The following is a 14,563-nucleotide window of genomic DNA, read 5'->3' as shown; positions in this document are numbered from 1 at the left end:
ATGCCGCGTAGCGGCCGAACGGAGTTCCGATGCGTCATCGCAACAAATCCAATGCACTGGGCTGGCTGCTGCTGTCGGCTGCGATCGTCGGCGTCGACCAGTGGTCGAAGGCCTGGGTGCTGCGCAGCCTGCCGGAGTACACCGCGGTACCGGTCGTGCCCGGCTTCTGGAACTGGTTCCGCACCTACAACGAAGGCGCGGCCTTCAGCTTCCTCAGCGACGCTGGCGGCTGGCAGAAGTACCTGTTCATGTTGCTGGCGGTGGGCATCAGCATCGGCCTGACGGTCGCGCTGGCGCGGATGCCGCGCGGTGCGTGGAAGACGGCCGCTCCGTATGCGCTGGTGATCGGCGGCGCGACCGGTAACGTGATCGACCGGCTGGTGCACGGCCACGTCGTCGATTTCATCCAGTGGTACGTGGGCAAGCACTACTGGCCGTCATTCAACGTCGCGGACGCCGCGATCTGCGTCGGCGTCGTCGCCATCTTCCTGGCGGGGCTGTTGCCGCAGCGTCAGGCGCGGCACGGCCTCGGGCGGTAGCATTCGCGCATGGACATCCTGCTCGCCAATCCGCGCGGTTTCTGCGCGGGCGTCGACCGCGCCATCGAGATCGTCAAGCGCGCGATCGAGCTGCTGGGCGCGCCGATCTACGTCCGCCACGAGGTGGTGCACAACCGTTTCGTCGTCGATGACCTGCGCCAGCGCGGCGCGATCTTCGTCGAGGAGCTCGACGAGGTGCCCGACGGCGCGACGGTGATCTTCAGCGCGCACGGCGTGTCGAAGGCGGTGCGTGCCGAAGCCGACCGCCGCGGCCTGCGCGTGTTCGACGCGACCTGTCCGCTGGTGACCAAGGTGCACCTCGAAGTCTCGCGCCATTGCCGCGCGGGACGCGATGTCGTGCTGATCGGCCATGAAGGCCATCCGGAAGTCGAAGGCACGATGGGGCAGTGGCTGCGCGAAGGCGCAACCGGCCGCATCTACCTGGTCGAGGACGAGGATGACGTCGCCAAGCTCGACGTCGCCCAGCCGGACAACATGGCCTACACCACGCAGACGACGCTGTCGGTCGACGACACGCGCGCGGTCATCGACGCATTGCGCGCGAAATTCCCGTCCCTGCAGGGGCCGCGCAACGACGACATCTGCTACGCCACCCAGAACCGGCAGGACGCGGTGCGCGAGCTCGCCGCCAAGTGCGATCTGGTGCTCGTGGTCGGCTCGGTGAACAGTTCGAATTCGAACCGGCTGCGCGAACTCGCGGAGCGGCAGGGTGTCGAGGCCTACCTCATCGACGGCGCGACGGAGATCGATCCGCGCTGGGTGGACGGCAAGCGCACGGTCGGGGTCACCGCGGGCGCGTCGGCGCCGGATGTGCTCGTCCAGGGCGTGATCGACCGCCTGCGCGAACTCGGCGCGACGGGCGTCCGCGAGCTCGACGGCGAGCCGGAGAGCATGGTCTTCGCGCTACCGAAGGCGCTGCGGCTCCAGCTCGTCGAGTGAACGTCGGCGTTGACCGGCCCCGCACGGCCGCCTAGAATTCCACGCCTTGCCGCCCCGCGCGGCAATCGCCGGAATAGCTCAGTTGGTAGAGCGGCGCATTCGTAATGCGTAGGTCGTAGGTTCGATTCCTATTTCCGGCACCAATACTGCCGATGGCGTCCGCCATCGAGCCGGCGGATCTCCGCCGCGACGACAGGCCCGCGCAAGCGGGCCTGTTTCGTTTCCGGTCGAGGCATTGTTCACACGCGACACGGATCCGCGTGGCGCTCGCATCACGCGCTGCATGACAGGCTGCGGTCCGCAGGCACCTTCGTCCCGTGTCCGGATCATCGACATGAGCATCGAGCCCGTCCCGTTGCAAGACAGCTCCGCCGCGCATGCCGCCGGCGAGCCGACGCGCACGCACGTGTTGGCGGCGGGTGACCTGCTCGCGGTGTTCGAGCCCATGCGGGGAATGGTGTGCGTGTCGCTCAAACATCGCGGCGAGGAGATTCTGTCGCGTGTGGCGTCGAATCCGGCCGCGTCGTTCGACGAGGTCGTCTCCGGCATCGCGCTGCGTTACCCGTTCGCGAATCGTGTTCGAAATGGTCGCTACGCATTCGACGGACGTTGCGTGCAGCTCGATCCCGCGTCGTCGTGGTTATCCACCGACGTCAACGGCACGCCGAGCGATGGCGTGCGTCCGTCCAGATTGGACTGGCGCGTGGTCGAAGCCAGCGACCGCCGCCTGCGCGCGCGCATTTCGTGGACGCGCGACGAGCTGCTGCAGGTCTTTCCGTTCCCCCACGATGTCGAACTCAGCGCGACCTTGGACGGCCTCGGGCTGACGATCGCAGTCGCGGTGTTGGCGAACGCGGAGGCTCGCGTGCCGGTGAGCTTTGGCCTCAATCCGCGGTTGACCCTTCCCGGCCTGCCACGCGAAAAGTGGCGGCTGAGCATGCCGGCGATGGCGGGCATCGTCCTCGACGAGCAGCTCCTGCCCGTCGGCGAGCGCACGCCGTTGCCGCCGTACGACGGTCGCCTCGCCGATCTCGACTTCGACCACGGCTTCGCGCTGCCGACAACGGGCGCAACAATGTCGCTGGAAGGCAACGGTCGCCGCATCAGCATCGATTTCGCCGATCACTTTCCGTACGCCTGGATCGAAGCGTCGTCGGCCGTCGACAGCGTCACCCTGGCACCGATGACGGCGGCGCCGGACGCGCTTCGCAGCCACGAGGACCTTCCGGTCGTCGTGGCGGGCGAGCGTTTCACGGCGACCTGCCGCATCCGCGTCGAGTCGACGTCGAACTCGTTGCACTGAGCGACGCCAGTGACGCGGGTCTTAGCGCCTGCGACCTGCCGCGTTTACCCTTCCGCGATACGGGAGGGTTCGATGATCGGGAAGTCCGGAAAATCCAGTGCGCGCCGCGCCACGGCCTACGTCTGTGCGGGGTGCGGCTCCGAGCACAGCAAGTGGCAGGGGCAATGCACCGACTGCGGGCGCTGGAACACGCTCAGCGAGATCGCGCTCGAACCGGCGATGACCGAGAAGGCCGGCGTCGCGCAGAGCCGCCGCAGCGGCTGGGCGGGCAAGGTCGATCCGCCGGCGATCACTGCGCTCAAGGACGTCACGGTTTCCGAGGAATCGCGCGAGACGACCCGGATCAGCGAATTCGATCGCGTGCTCGGCGGCGGGCTGGTGCACGGCTCGGTGGTGCTGGTCGGTGGCGATCCGGGCATCGGCAAGTCGACGCTGCTGCTGCAGGCCGTCACGCAGATGGCGCAGACGATGCCGGGCCTGTACGTCACCGGCGAAGAATCGTTGGCTCAGGTCGCGGGCCGCGCGGTTCGCCTCGGATTGCCGCTCGATGGCGTGCACGCGCTGGCCGAAACCTGCATCGAACGCATCCTCGAACAGGCGGCGCCGATGGGGCCGAGGCTGATCGTCGCCGACTCGATCCAGACGCTGTGGACGGAGACGCTCACCGCGGCGCCCGGCTCGGTCAGTCAGGTGCGCGAGAGTGCGGCGCGTCTGGTGCGTTACGCGAAAGAGACAGGCACGGCGGTGTTCCTCGTCGGGCACGTCACCAAGGAAGGCGGCATCGCCGGTCCGCGCGTGCTCGAGCACATGGTCGACGCGGTGCTGTATTTCGAAGGCGAATCCGGCAGCCGTTTCCGTGTGCTGCGCGCATTCAAGAACCGCTTCGGCGCGGTCAACGAGCTTGGCGTGTTCGCGATGGGCGACAAGGGGCTGCGCGAAGTCCCGAATCCTTCGGCGATCTTCCTGTCCGGCAGTCGCGAGGCGCAGCCGGGCAGCTGCGTGATGGTGACGCGCGAAGGAACGCGCCCGCTGATGGTCGAAGTGCAGGCGCTGGTCGATCAGTCGCCGCTGTCGAATCCGCGTCGTGTTGCGGTCGGCATGGAAGGCAATCGTCTTGCGATGTTGCTGGCCGTGCTGCATCGCCACGGCGGGGTCGCAGTGGGCGATCAGGACGTCTTCGTCAACGTGGTCGGTGGCATCCGCGTGCAGGAGACGGCGGTCGATCTACCGTTGCTGCTCGCGGTGTTGTCCTCGCTGCGCGACCGTCCGCTGGGCGAGCACACCGTCGCCTTCGGCGAAGTCGGCCTGTCCGGCGAGATCCGCCCGGTGCCGAACGGCGACGAGCGCCTGAAGGAGGCGGCGACGCACGGCTTCAAGCGCGCGATCGTGCCGAAGGCGAATGCGCCGAAGTCCGGGAAGGTGGCCGGAATGGGGGTCATCGCCGTGGAGCGCCTCGCAGACGCGCTCGAACACGCCTGAGCGGGCGCTTGGGCGCGCGCCGCGCGCGTGCGACCATCCATCCAACTCGATGAGCCGGGGAGGGCTCGATGGACTGGATGTAGATGCCGCTTAGACGTTACGCCGACTTCTCGGGCCGCTCGCGGCGCAAGGAGTACTGGATGTTCGTGCTGTTCCATACCTTGCTGCTGATCGTAATGGTGCCGCTATGCATCGCCGCGATTCTTGCGACGCGCAACGGGGACGGCAGCATGAGTGGGATCGGCATCGTGTCGATCATCGTGGTGGTGCTGGTGAGCCTCGCGCTCATCGTGCCCAGCCTCGCCGTGCAGGCGCGCCGCTTCCACGATCAGGACAAGTCGGGGTGGCTGGTGCTGCTCAACCTGATCCCGTCGATCGGCGGCCTGATCGTGCTGGTGATGCTGTGCATGGAAGGCACGTACGGTGCGAACCGCTACGGCCCCGACCCGAAGGTTGGTGAACCGGGGCATTGAGGCAAAAAAAGGTGCTTCCAAAAAGAAGCCGGCGAAAGCCGGCTTCTTCGTTCCGCTCGTCAGTGTCCGCCCGCCGCGGCACCGCCGATCTTCGCCGCGAACGGGGGTTTCGCGACCCAGACGAACGTGATCACCACGAGGAACACGATGCCCAGCACGTGGAAGATCTCGTTGAAGCCGATCTGCACCGCCTGTTGCTGGATCATGCGATCAAGTACGAACGCACCGCGCTGGAGATCGCCCTGGCCGAGTCGTTCGACGGTCTGTCGGATCGCCGGGTCGTAGGCGTTGATGCTTTCGGTCAGGTGCGCGTGGTGGATCGTGCCGCGCTGGTTCCAGGCCCACGTCGTGAGTGAAGCGGCAAAGCTGCCGCCCAGTGTTCGCATGAACGTCGCAAGGCCGGAGCCTGCGGCGATCTCGTGCGGTTCGAGATCCGACAGCAGGATCGTCAACACGGGCATGAAGAACAGGGCGACGCCGAGTCCCTGCCACAACTGCACCATCGCGACGCGCTGGAAGTCGACGTCGAGATTGAAGTGCGAGCGGATGAAGCTGGTGCCCGCCATGACCACGAACGCGAAGCTGGCGAGGATGCGCAGGTCGAAACGCGTGGCGTACTTGCCCACGAATGGCGTCAGGATCACGGGCAATATGCCGATGGGCGCACTCGCGAAGCCGGCCCAGATCGCCGTGTAACCGAGGTTGCGCTGCAGCCACAGCGGCACCAGCAGGCCGACGCTGAAGAACGCCGCGTACGCCACGACCATCGCCGCGGTGCCCGCGCTGAAGTTGCGGTGGCGGAACAGGCGCAGGTTGACGATCGGATCCTTGTCCGTCAGCTCCCAGATCACGAACACGATCAGCGAGATCGCCGCAACGATCGCGAGGATCACGATGCGCGTCGAGTTGAACCAGTCCTCGTCGTTGCCGAGATCGAGCAGCGTCTGCAGTGCGCCGACGCCGAGCACCAGCGTCGCGAGGCCGATGTAGTCCATCTTCGGCTTCTCGAGTCGCTCCGGTCGTCCCTTGAGCTGACGGCCGACGACGAAGCTGGAGAAGATGCCGATCGGCACGTTGATGAAGAAGATCCACTGCCAGCTGTAGTTGTCCGTGATCCAGCCGCCGAGGATCGGGCCTGCGATCGGCGCGACGACGGTGACCATCGCCAGCAACGCGATCGCCTGTCCACGTTTCTGTGGTGGATAGATCGACAGCAGCAGCGCCTGCGTGACCGGATACATCGGACCGCAGACGAAACCCTGCAGCGCGCGGGCGAACACGAGGAAGCCCATCGAGTGCGCGAGGCCGCACAGCAGCGACGCGACGACGAACGCGAGCGTCGCCAGCGTGAACAGGCGCAGCTCACCGAAACGTCGGGTGAGGTAGCCGGTGAGCGGCAGCGCGATCGCGTTGCTGACCGCGAACGACGTGATCACCCACGTCGCCTGGTTCGAGCTCGCGCCGAGGTTGCCGGCGATGGTGGGCAGCGACACGTTCGCGATCGTCGTGTCGAGCACCTGCATGAACGACGCGAGCGCGAGGCCCAGCGTCGTCAGCGCCATGTTCGGGGGGCGGAAGCTGTTCGCGGGGGCGGGAGGGGCAGCAGCCATGGAGCCTTCGGATGCGGGTGCGGCGGCAGCTCAGTCGAACTGCCGGAAGACGATGCAGACGTCGGTGGCGTCGCGCAGCGCGAATTCGCGCGCGCCCCACGGGCGGAGCGTCACATCGGGAAGATTCGGATGCAGCAGGTCGCGGCGGCGCGCGGCGATGTCGGCATGGAGTGCGTCGATCGCATCGGTTTCGATGGCGATTTCCGGTCGGTCCTTCGCCGCGAACTCCGGGCTCGCGACGATGTAGGCCTTCGCGCCGTTGCGCTCGACGACGGCGAAGCCGTCGTCCTGGTACTTCACCTCGAACCGGAGGGCGTCGACGAAGAGGTCGAAGCCCTGTTCGAGCGTGTCGAAGAACACCTTCGGGACCAGGGTGAAGCGCATCGACGTGATTCCCGGATCAGCCGTTGCGACCGGACAGGTTTTCGCGGATCACCTGGTCGATACGGTCCTGCGCCGTCTGCATCTGACGCTCGTACGCCGACGTGGTGAACAGCGGCTTCTGCGGCGGTGCACTCGCGAGTACCGCGCCCGACTGGTCGTGCATGTCGACATCGGCGCTCATCGACAGGCCGATGCGCAGCGGATGCTTGACCAGCTGGTCGCGCGGCACTTCGATGCGCACGGGTACGCGCTGCACGATCTTGATCCAGTTGCCGCTGGCGTTCTGCGCCGGCAGCAGCGAGAACGCACTGCCCGTGCCGAGGCCGAGGCTGGACAGACGGCCGTTGAACGTCACGTCCTTGCCGTACAGATCCGAATGCAGTTCGACCGGTTGGCCGATGCGCATCTTCGCCAGCTGGGTTTCCTTGAAGTTCGCCTCGACCCAGACCTGCTCGAGCGGAATCACCGTCATGAGCGTCTGGCCCGGCTGCACGCGCTGGCCCAGCTGCACGCTGCGCTTGGCGACGTAACCGGTGACCGGTGCGACGATCGCACCGCGCTGCAGTGCGAGATACGCCGAGCGCACCTGCGCGGCCGCAGCCTGCACCTGGGGCTGGTTCTGCACGGTGGTGGCGTCGACCAGCGCGCGGTTTCGCGACAGGTTGCCGCGCGACGTGGCGAGTGCGGCCTCGGCGGACGCGAGGTCGTCACGCGCATGCGCCAGCTCTTCGGCCGACACCGCACCGGTCGCGACGAGCCCGCTACGACGCGCGACGTCCGCACGCAGCTTGGCGATCGCGACTTCGCGCGCGCGGATTTCGGCTTCCGACGAACTCACGCTGCTGTACAGGCCGCGCACCGTGCGAACGGTGTTCGCGAGGTTCGCGATGGCCTGGTCGTAGGCCACCTGCGCATCCGTGGCGTCGAGCTGCACGAGTACCTGGCCCGCTTCGACGCGCATGCCGTCGTCGGCGGTGATGCCGGTAACGGTGCCGACGGTCTGCGGCGTGATGGTGACGATGTTGCCCTGCGCGTAGGCATCGTCGGTCTCCTCGTGCCAGCGGCCGACGAGGAAGTGATAGAGCAGCCAGGCGACGCCGGCGACGATCACGACGAGCGCGAGGATCGCCAGCGCGCGGCGGCGCTTGCTGCTCTTCACGGGTGCGGGTTCTGCGGTGGCGGTGGTAGGCGTGCTCATCGGGTGGCGGTCGCGGAATCGGAGATGGAATCGGAAGAGGGCGCGGTGAGCGCGAGGCCGCCACCGAGCGCCTGGTCGAGGTCGACCACGGCGAGGAGGCGTTGCGCGCGCAGCGCGGCGAGTTGCTGGTCGAGCAGCAGCAGCGGACGTTGTGCATTGAGCACGTCGATCTGCGTCGACAGTCCGGCGTTGTAGCGCGCGTTCGCAAGCGAGAGCGCGGACTGTGCGGCATCGCGCGCCTGGCGCACCGAAGCGATCTGCGCGTCGAGCGCGCGTGCGTTGGTGAGCGCGTCGGCGACTTCGCGCGCGCCGGTGACGAGGCTGCCGTTGTACGCGGCGACGGCGAGGTCATAGTCCGCATCGGACTTCGACAGGTTCGCGCGCAGGCGTCCGCCGTCGAAGATCGGCAGCGAAATCGCCGGGCCGCCCTGCGTCAGCAACGCGTTGCTCGAGAACAGGTCGCCGAGGCTCACCGCAGCGAGGCCGACCAGCGCAGACAGATTGACCGACGGATAAAACTGCGTCTTGGCCGCGCGGATGTTGCGGCTCGCCGCTTCGGCACGCCAACGCGCGGCCACGACGTCGGGACGCGCGCCGAGCAGTTCACTGGGAATCACGCTCGGAGCGCCCGGCGCCGTCGCGGCCCTGAGCTGCGGACGTGTGATCGCGTCGCCGCGATCCGGACCCTTGCCGAGCAGTGCGGCGATCGCGTGCTTGGACGCATCGATCTGCTGTTGCGCCGCTTGGGCCTGCTGGTTGGACGACGCGACCAGCGATTCGGCGTTGCGCAGCTGCATCGCATTGTCGATGCCCGCCTTGACGCGCTGCTGGCCGAGGCCAAGCAGCTTCTGCGAGCGCGCCTTCTCGTTGTGCGCGACGTCGAGCGCGTCGTATGCCTGCGCGAGGCCGACGTAGGCGCGGGTGATGTTCGACGCGAGCGTCAGGCGTGCGGACTGTGCGTCGACTTCCGTCGCACGAAGTTGACCGATCGCCGCTTCGTAGCGCGCGCGATCACCGCCCCAGACGTCGATCGGCCACTTGATGTTGAGGCCGAGCAGGAACACGCCGGTGTAGTGGCCGCCGAGGGGATCGGGTGCCACGGTCGTCGGGATCTGCAAGCCGGAGTACTGCGCGGTCGCACCGACGGTCGGCTTGCGCGCGGCATCGGCAAGCCCCGCCTGCGCGGCGGCCTGGCGGACGCGCGCGTCGGCGGCGGCGAGGCTGGGCTGGCCGGCGAGCGCTTCGTCGACGAGTGCGTCGAGCTGCGGATCACCGAACACGCGCCACCAGTCGCGCGCGAGCGGCGCGATGGTGCCGGCGTCGGCCAATGTCTTCGACGCGGCCACCGCGTTCGCATCCATTGGATGCTCCTTCGGTTCGAGCCCGCGCATGCTGGCGCAGCCCGCGAGTGCGAGCGCGAGGAATAACGGTGCGAGGCGCCGGGTCGTCGGCGCGACGGAACGTGGGGTCATGTCAGTCGAGATCGGAAGAAAGGTTGTCGCGGACGCGAACCAGCAGGTTCATGAGATGCGCCTGTTCCGCATCGTCCAGACCCTGCATGGCGCGCGCGTGTACACGGCGTCCGCAGTCGCTGACCGCCGTCCACAGTGCGCGGCCGCTGTCGGTGAGGTCGACGTGGAGCGCGCGGCGGTCCTGTGGATCGGCGACGCGCGCCACCAGGCCCTGCGCTTCGAGCTTGTCGAGCAGCCGGGTCATCGCGCCCGGATGCAGCTGCGCGGCGCGGGCGAGTTCGCTGACGCCCGCGCGGCCCTCGTTTCCGAGGGTCTTGAGGGTGATGTACTGGCTGAAGGTCAGGTCATGACCGGCGGCCGCAAGCTCGCGTTCCATGCGGGCCCACATCGCGTCGCGGACCTGCCGGAACATCAGCCCCAGCGAGGAGCCGTTGCAGGTGGGGGAGTTCGTCATGGCGGCGTACTTTAGATGCGCGCGCAATAGTTGTCAATGCAATTATTGCGTCGACAGATAGTCGGCCAGCATTCCCCCCGGCGAACGGTCAGACGACCGCGCGGTGAAGGATCAGCTCGAGGACGGCCTTGCTGCCGAAGTAGGCGAGCACCAGCAGGGCCATGGCGGCCAGCGTCCAGCGGACGGCTTTTGCGCCTCGCCAGCCTTGGCGACGGCGGCCGTAGAGCAGCGCGCCGAATGCGAGCCAGGACAGCAGGCTCAGCACCGTCTTGTGCACCAGGTGTTGGGCGAACAGGTTCTGGACGAACAGCACGCCGGTCAGCAGGGTGGCCGTCAGCAGGGCGAAACCGACCGCGATCGTGCGGAACATCAGCGATTCGAGCTGGATCAGCGGCGGCAGCGCGCGGCGCCAGCCATGGAATTCGCGGCGTCGAAGCGCCCGTTCCTGCGCCCACAGCGTCACCGCCAGCAGCGCGGCGACCGCCAGGGTCGCGTAGGCGAGCAGCGCCAGGGCTGCGTGCAGTTGCTGCTGCCAGTCCAGCGCCATCGACCTGGAGTGCCCGTACGCGCGATACGCGACGAGCATCGCGGCGGCGAGCGGTAGCGCGACGATCGCGAGCGCGGCCACCCGCTCGCGGCGCGCCACGAACGTGGTCATCGCGGCCATGCCGAGCCCAACCAGGGAGAGCGCGGCGAAGAAATGTAGGTCCGGACCATGCACCTCGGTCCACGCGACGATGTGCGTGGCCGCGTGCAGGGCGAGCGCGAGCGCCGATGGCACGCGCCAACCGTCCGCTGGCGACGACGGATCGACGCGCAGCGCCGCGGCCAGCATGCCGGTCGCGAGGAGGTAGAGGAGGACGGAGGCGATCACGAGAGCAAGCGTCATGCTCGAAGTGTCGCACAGCCGTTCGGCGGGCCGCCGGCGCGCGACCGCTATACTTCGCGACCGTTTTTCGCGTCGGCACCGTCCATGTTCGAATCCCTCTCCCAGCGTCTTTCCGGCACGATCGAGCGCCTGCGCGGCCGCGGTCGCCTGACCGAGGAGAACATCCGCGAGTCGCTGCGCGAGGTGCGCATCGCGCTGCTCGAGGCGGACGTCGCGCTGCCGGTGGTGCAGGGCCTGATCGAGCGCATCAAGGTGCGCGCCGTCGGCCAGGAAGTGCTGAAGTCGCTGACGCCTGGCCAGGCGCTGATCAAGGTCGTGCGCGACGAGATGTCGGCGGTGATGGGCGCGCAGGCGTCGGACCTCAATCTCAACGTGCCGGCGCCGGCGGTCATCCTCATGGCCGGCCTGCAGGGCGCGGGCAAGACAACCACTGTCGGCAAGCTTGCCAAGCACCTCAAGGAAAAGCGCAAGAAGAAGGTGATGGTGGTGTCGGCCGACGTCTACCGTCCGGCCGCGATCGAACAGCTGCGCCAGCTCGCCCAGCAGGTCGACGTGATCTTCTTCCCGTCCGACCCGTCGCAGAAGCCCGAAGCCATCGTGCGCGCCGCGATCGACGATGCGCGCAAGTCGTATGTCGACGTGCTGATCGTCGACACCGCGGGCCGCCTCGCCATCGACGAAGCGATGATGGCGGAGATCAAGACGCTGCACGGCGCGGTCAATCCCGTCGAAACGCTGTTCGTCGTCGACTCGATGACCGGCCAGGATGCCGCGGTCACCGCGAAGGCGTTCGCTGAAGCGCTGCCGCTCACCGGCGTCGTTCTGACGAAGACGGACGGTGACGCACGCGGCGGTGCGGCGCTGTCGGTGCGCTACATCACTGGTCGCCCGATCAAGTTCATGGGCACCGGCGAGAAGCCCGACGGCCTCGACGTGTTCCATCCGGATCGAATCGCCAGCCGCATCCTCGACATGGGCGACGTGCTGTCGCTGGTCGAGCAGGTCGAAGCGCAGGTCGACAAGGACAAGGCGGCGAAGCTCGCCGAGAAGGTCGTCAAGGGCAAGAAGTTCGACCTCAACGACATGCGCGACCAGCTCGAGCAGATGCAGAACATGGGCGGCCTGCACGGCCTCATGGACAAGCTGCCGGGCATGGGGCAGATCCCGGATTCGGTGAAGAACCAGGTCACCGGCAAGGAAGTGCCGCGGATGATCGCGATCATCAATTCGATGACCAAGAAGGAGCGTCGCAACCCGGGCCTGCTCAACGGCTCGCGACGCGCGCGCATCGCCAAGGGCGCGGGGCTGACCCCGGCGGACGTCAACAAGGTGATGAAGCAGTACCAGCAGATGGAAAAGATGATGTCCAAGCTGGCCGGCGGCGGCATGAAGGGGCTCATGCGCGGGATGAAGGGAATGATGGGCGGGCGGGGCGGAATGCCGTTCCGCTGAGCAGGGTCCACGGCCGCTTGGGCGACCGGGTTTACCCTGACGCAGGCTTCACGCTAAAATCGCCGGCTTACCCTGCCATTCCGGCAGCTGGGCAACACGAGAAAAGCAATGGTCAAGATCCGCCTGACGCGTGGCGGCGCCAAGAAGCGCCCCTTCTACCACATCATCGTCACCGATAGCCGCAGCGCCCGCGACGGCCGCAACATCGAGCGCGTCGGTTACTACAACCCGGTGGCTTCGGGTAACGACAAGCCGGTCGAACTCAACGTCGAGCGCATCCAGCACTGGATCGGCCACGGCGCGCAGATGACCGACAAGGTCGCCGACCTGTACAAGGCGGCGGTCAAGGCGCAGGCCGCGGCCTGATGTCCTCGCCCGTGCCTGGCGCGGGCGGTAGCAGCACGAACAACCCGGGGCGCCGCATCCTTATTGGAAGGGTGGTCGGCGCCTTCGGCGTTCGTGGGGAAGTGAAACTCGAGAGCTGGACCGAGCCGCGCTCGGCGCTCTTCGGCTACCGGCCCTGGATCCTGCGCGACGCCCGCGGCGTCGAGCGCGAGCTGATGGGCGTGCGCGGCCGCGCGGTTGGCAAGAGCCTCGCCGCGGAGATTCCGGGCGTCGAGGATCGCGACGCGGCCGATGCGATGCGAGGCACCGAGATCTACGTCCCGCGCTCGGCGCTGCCGAAGGCCGCGGAAGGCGAGTTCTACTGGGCCGATCTCGAAGGCCTCGAGGTGGTGAACGTCGAAGGTCGTGCCATGGGCCGGGTTTCGCACCTGTTTGCCACGGGGGCGAACGACGTGCTGGTCGCGCGCGATGGCGATCGTGAATGGATGGTGCCCTTCGTACGCCCGCAGTTCGTCACCGACATCGATCTCGACGCCGGTCGCATTACGGTGGACTGGGATCCGGATTTTTGATCCCAGCGATCGCGTAGGTTTCAAGGCGGTTCGCAGTCGTTTGTCGCGCTTCAACGCATCGGCCCGCGCTCGATGCCACCACGCCCGTACTCGAAGGCCTCCATGCGAATCGACGTCGTCAGCCTGTTCCCCGAATTCGTCGCGCAATGCGCGGGGTTCGGCGTGGTCGGACGCGCGATCGAACGCGGCCTGTTGTCGATCCACGGGACGAATCCCCGTGACCATGCCGAGGGCAATTACCGTCGCGTCGACGACCGCCCGTTCGGCGGCGGTCCGGGCATGGTCATGCTGATCGACCCGCTGCGTCGCGCGATCGAAACCGCGCGATCCGCGGGCGAGGGGCCGGCGCATGTGGTCTACATGAGCCCTCAAGGGCGGCGTCTCGACCAGGAGACGGTGCGCCGACTAGCCGCCGAACCGCGGCTGATCCTGCTCTGCGGCCGCTATGAGGGCGTCGATGAGCGCCTGATCCAAGCGGAGGTCGATGAGGAGATATCGATCGGCGACTACGTGCTGTCGGGGGGCGAACTGGCTGCGGCCGTCGTCATCGATGCCATCGCCCGCCTGCAGGACGGCGCGCTCAACGACGCCGAATCCGCCGTCCAGGACAGCTTCGAGGACGGCCTGCTCGACTGCCCGCACTACACCCGACCGGTCGACCACCCGCTGGGCGCCGTCCCCGAGGTGCTGCTGTCGGGCGACCACGCCAAGATCGCCCGCTGGCGGCGCATGCAGTCGCTGGGTCGGACTGCGGAGCGGCGGCCGGACCTGTTGGAGGCGCGGGTGCTGTCGAAGGCAGACGCCAAACTGCTCGCGCAATACCGCGAGGGGGCAGCAGCCAGGGAGAGCGGTGCGGCGACCTCGGATACCGCCACCGCCGGTCCGGAAATCGGCTAACCCCTAGTCACGCAAGGAGAATTCCCGCTAGAATTGCGGGCTTCGCTCCACCGATGCCGGCACGCGGGTCCACGCGCACTCGCGGCTCTACAACGACACCAACAGGCCCAAGCCAATGAACAAGCCGTCCCTCAATACGCTGCTCCAGAATTTCGAATCCGAGCAGATCACCCGCAAGCTTCCGGACTTCAGCCAGGGCGACACCGTCGTCGTCAACGTGAAGGTCAAGGAAGGCAACCGCGAGCGCGTCCAGGCCTATGAGGGCGTGGTCATCGGCATCAAGAACGGCGGCCTGAACTCCTCGTTCACCGTCCGCAAGATTTCGCACGGCTTCGGCGTCGAGCGCGTGTTCCAGACGCACAGCGCCACGATCGACTCCGTCGAAGTGAAGCGCCGCGGCAAGGTCCGCGCCGGCAAGCTGTACTACCTGCGTGGTCTGCAGGGCAAGAAGGCGCGCATCAAGGAAGACCTCGCGGGCAACGCGAAGGCGAAGGCTACGGCCGCTGCCGCCGCTTCGAACCAGTAAGCGCACGGTC

The 14,563-nt window shown here is 67.4% G+C and carries 16 protein-coding genes and 1 tRNA gene; 11 read left to right on the top strand and 6 right to left on the bottom strand.

Features of this window, described 5'->3' with window-relative positions:
• The first annotated feature begins 29 nt into the window (after positions 1 to 29).
• The 6 genes from lspA to DWG18_RS06635 all read left to right on the top strand — a co-directional run bounded on the left by lspA (position 30) and on the right by DWG18_RS06635 (position 4,754).
• Positions 30 to 539, top strand: coding sequence for a signal peptidase II (gene lspA, locus DWG18_RS06660; RefSeq protein WP_115646479.1), 510 nt, complete (start codon positions 30 to 32; stop codon positions 537 to 539).
• Positions 540 to 548: 9 nt separating this feature from the next.
• A complete protein-coding gene (ispH, locus tag DWG18_RS06655) occupies positions 549 to 1,499 on the top strand; it encodes a 4-hydroxy-3-methylbut-2-enyl diphosphate reductase (RefSeq protein ID WP_115646478.1) in 951 nt (316 codons plus the stop codon).
• A gap of 67 nt (positions 1,500 to 1,566) precedes the next feature.
• Positions 1,567 to 1,642, top strand: a tRNA-Thr gene (locus DWG18_RS06650).
• Positions 1,643 to 1,833: 191 nt separating this feature from the next.
• Positions 1,834 to 2,802 carry an aldose 1-epimerase gene (locus DWG18_RS06645; RefSeq protein WP_162823738.1) on the top strand — a complete coding sequence of 323 codons (969 nt, stop codon included), beginning with the start codon at positions 1,834 to 1,836 and terminating at the stop codon, positions 2,800 to 2,802.
• A 72-nt stretch (positions 2,803 to 2,874) separates the two neighbouring features.
• Entirely contained in the window at positions 2,875 to 4,281 is a 1,407-nt protein-coding gene (gene radA, locus DWG18_RS06640; protein ID WP_115646476.1) for a DNA repair protein RadA, read from the top strand.
• 83 nt (positions 4,282 to 4,364) lie between these two features.
• A complete protein-coding gene (locus tag DWG18_RS06635) occupies positions 4,365 to 4,754 on the top strand; it encodes a DUF805 domain-containing protein (RefSeq protein WP_205289410.1) in 390 nt (129 codons plus the stop codon).
• A 59-nt stretch (positions 4,755 to 4,813) separates the two neighbouring features.
• Here the strand turns inward: DWG18_RS06635 and DWG18_RS06630 are convergent, their stop codons facing one another.
• From DWG18_RS06630 to ccsA, 6 genes are all read right to left on the bottom strand, one after another.
• Complete coding sequence (locus tag DWG18_RS06630) at positions 4,814 to 6,364, bottom strand: DHA2 family efflux MFS transporter permease subunit (protein WP_115646475.1); 1,551 nt, start codon at positions 6,362 to 6,364, stop codon at positions 4,814 to 4,816.
• A gap of 30 nt (positions 6,365 to 6,394) precedes the next feature.
• On the bottom strand, positions 6,395 to 6,748 hold the full coding sequence (locus tag DWG18_RS06625; protein ID WP_115646474.1) for a hypothetical protein: 354 nt from the start codon (positions 6,746 to 6,748) through the stop codon (positions 6,395 to 6,397).
• Between the two features lie 16 nt (positions 6,749 to 6,764).
• Entirely contained in the window at positions 6,765 to 7,946 is a 1,182-nt protein-coding gene (locus tag DWG18_RS06620) for an efflux RND transporter periplasmic adaptor subunit (protein WP_115646473.1), read from the bottom strand.
• The gene (locus tag DWG18_RS06615; protein WP_115646472.1) at positions 7,943 to 9,418 is read right to left on the bottom strand and encodes an efflux transporter outer membrane subunit; all 1,476 of its coding nucleotides are present in this window, start codon (positions 9,416 to 9,418) and stop codon (positions 7,943 to 7,945) included. The genes DWG18_RS06620 and DWG18_RS06615 overlap by 4 nt, the downstream gene beginning before the upstream one ends.
• 1 nt (position 9,419) lies before the next feature.
• Complete coding sequence (locus DWG18_RS06610; RefSeq protein ID WP_115646471.1) at positions 9,420 to 9,872, bottom strand: MarR family transcriptional regulator; 453 nt, start codon at positions 9,870 to 9,872, stop codon at positions 9,420 to 9,422.
• Between the two features lie 88 nt (positions 9,873 to 9,960).
• A complete protein-coding gene (gene ccsA / locus DWG18_RS06605) occupies positions 9,961 to 10,761 on the bottom strand; it encodes a cytochrome c biogenesis protein CcsA (protein WP_115646470.1) in 801 nt (266 codons plus the stop codon).
• 84 nt (positions 10,762 to 10,845) lie between these two features.
• Here ccsA and ffh point away from each other — a divergent pair, with 84 nt between their 5' ends.
• From ffh to rplS, 5 genes are all read left to right on the top strand, one after another.
• Positions 10,846 to 12,213 carry a signal recognition particle protein gene (ffh, locus tag DWG18_RS06600; RefSeq protein WP_115646468.1) on the top strand — a complete coding sequence of 456 codons (1,368 nt, stop codon included), beginning with the start codon at positions 10,846 to 10,848 and terminating at the stop codon, positions 12,211 to 12,213.
• Between the two features lie 108 nt (positions 12,214 to 12,321).
• Positions 12,322 to 12,579, top strand: coding sequence for a 30S ribosomal protein S16 (rpsP, locus tag DWG18_RS06595; protein ID WP_115646466.1), 258 nt, complete (start codon positions 12,322 to 12,324; stop codon positions 12,577 to 12,579).
• Entirely contained in the window at positions 12,579 to 13,130 is a 552-nt protein-coding gene (gene rimM / locus DWG18_RS06590) for a ribosome maturation factor RimM (protein WP_115646465.1), read from the top strand. Before rpsP ends, rimM begins: the two co-directional genes overlap by 1 nt.
• 102 nt (positions 13,131 to 13,232) lie before the next feature.
• Positions 13,233 to 14,027: a tRNA (guanosine(37)-N1)-methyltransferase TrmD gene (trmD, locus tag DWG18_RS06585; RefSeq protein WP_115648074.1), complete on the top strand. Its 795-nt coding sequence runs from the start codon at positions 13,233 to 13,235 to the stop codon at positions 14,025 to 14,027.
• 115 nt (positions 14,028 to 14,142) lie between these two features.
• Positions 14,143 to 14,553, top strand: a complete 411-nt coding sequence (rplS, locus tag DWG18_RS06580; protein WP_115646464.1) for a 50S ribosomal protein L19 — start codon at positions 14,143 to 14,145, stop codon at positions 14,551 to 14,553.
• The last annotated feature ends 10 nt before the right edge of the window (positions 14,554 to 14,563 follow it).

The sequence above is a fragment of the Lysobacter sp. TY2-98 genome, assembly GCF_003367355.1.
GTDB lineage: Bacteria > Pseudomonadota > Gammaproteobacteria > Xanthomonadales > Xanthomonadaceae > Cognatilysobacter.
This window is presented reverse-complemented; position numbering and strand designations above follow the sequence as displayed.

Bases quoted from the DNA above. Each gene is read 5' to 3' on its own strand.
- rimM (WP_115646465.1), top strand. From the start codon at position 12,579: ATGTCCTCGCCCGTGCCTGGCGCGGGCGGTAGCAGCACGAACAACCCG.
- DWG18_RS06620 (WP_115646473.1), bottom strand. From the start codon at position 7,946: ATGAGCACGCCTACCACCGCCACCGCAGAACCCGCACCCGTGAAGAGC.
- lspA (WP_115646479.1), top strand. From the start codon at position 30: ATGCGTCATCGCAACAAATCCAATGCACTGGGCTGGCTGCTGCTGTCG.
- rplS (WP_115646464.1), top strand. From the start codon at position 14,143: ATGAACAAGCCGTCCCTCAATACGCTGCTCCAGAATTTCGAATCCGAG.
- DWG18_RS06615 (WP_115646472.1), bottom strand. From the start codon at position 9,418: ATGACCCCACGTTCCGTCGCGCCGACGACCCGGCGCCTCGCACCGTTA.
- ispH (WP_115646478.1), top strand. From the start codon at position 549: ATGGACATCCTGCTCGCCAATCCGCGCGGTTTCTGCGCGGGCGTCGAC.
- DWG18_RS06635 (WP_205289410.1), top strand. From the start codon at position 4,365: ATGCCGCTTAGACGTTACGCCGACTTCTCGGGCCGCTCGCGGCGCAAG.
- trmD (WP_115648074.1), top strand. From the start codon at position 13,233: ATGCGAATCGACGTCGTCAGCCTGTTCCCCGAATTCGTCGCGCAATGC.
- DWG18_RS06630 (WP_115646475.1), bottom strand. From the start codon at position 6,364: ATGGCTGCTGCCCCTCCCGCCCCCGCGAACAGCTTCCGCCCCCCGAAC.
- radA (WP_115646476.1), top strand. From the start codon at position 2,875: ATGATCGGGAAGTCCGGAAAATCCAGTGCGCGCCGCGCCACGGCCTAC.
- rpsP (WP_115646466.1), top strand. From the start codon at position 12,322: ATGGTCAAGATCCGCCTGACGCGTGGCGGCGCCAAGAAGCGCCCCTTC.
- DWG18_RS06625 (WP_115646474.1), bottom strand. From the start codon at position 6,748: ATGCGCTTCACCCTGGTCCCGAAGGTGTTCTTCGACACGCTCGAACAG.
- ccsA (WP_115646470.1), bottom strand. From the start codon at position 10,761: ATGACGCTTGCTCTCGTGATCGCCTCCGTCCTCCTCTACCTCCTCGCG.
- DWG18_RS06610 (WP_115646471.1), bottom strand. From the start codon at position 9,872: ATGACGAACTCCCCCACCTGCAACGGCTCCTCGCTGGGGCTGATGTTC.
- DWG18_RS06645 (WP_162823738.1), top strand. From the start codon at position 1,834: ATGAGCATCGAGCCCGTCCCGTTGCAAGACAGCTCCGCCGCGCATGCC.
- ffh (WP_115646468.1), top strand. From the start codon at position 10,846: ATGTTCGAATCCCTCTCCCAGCGTCTTTCCGGCACGATCGAGCGCCTG.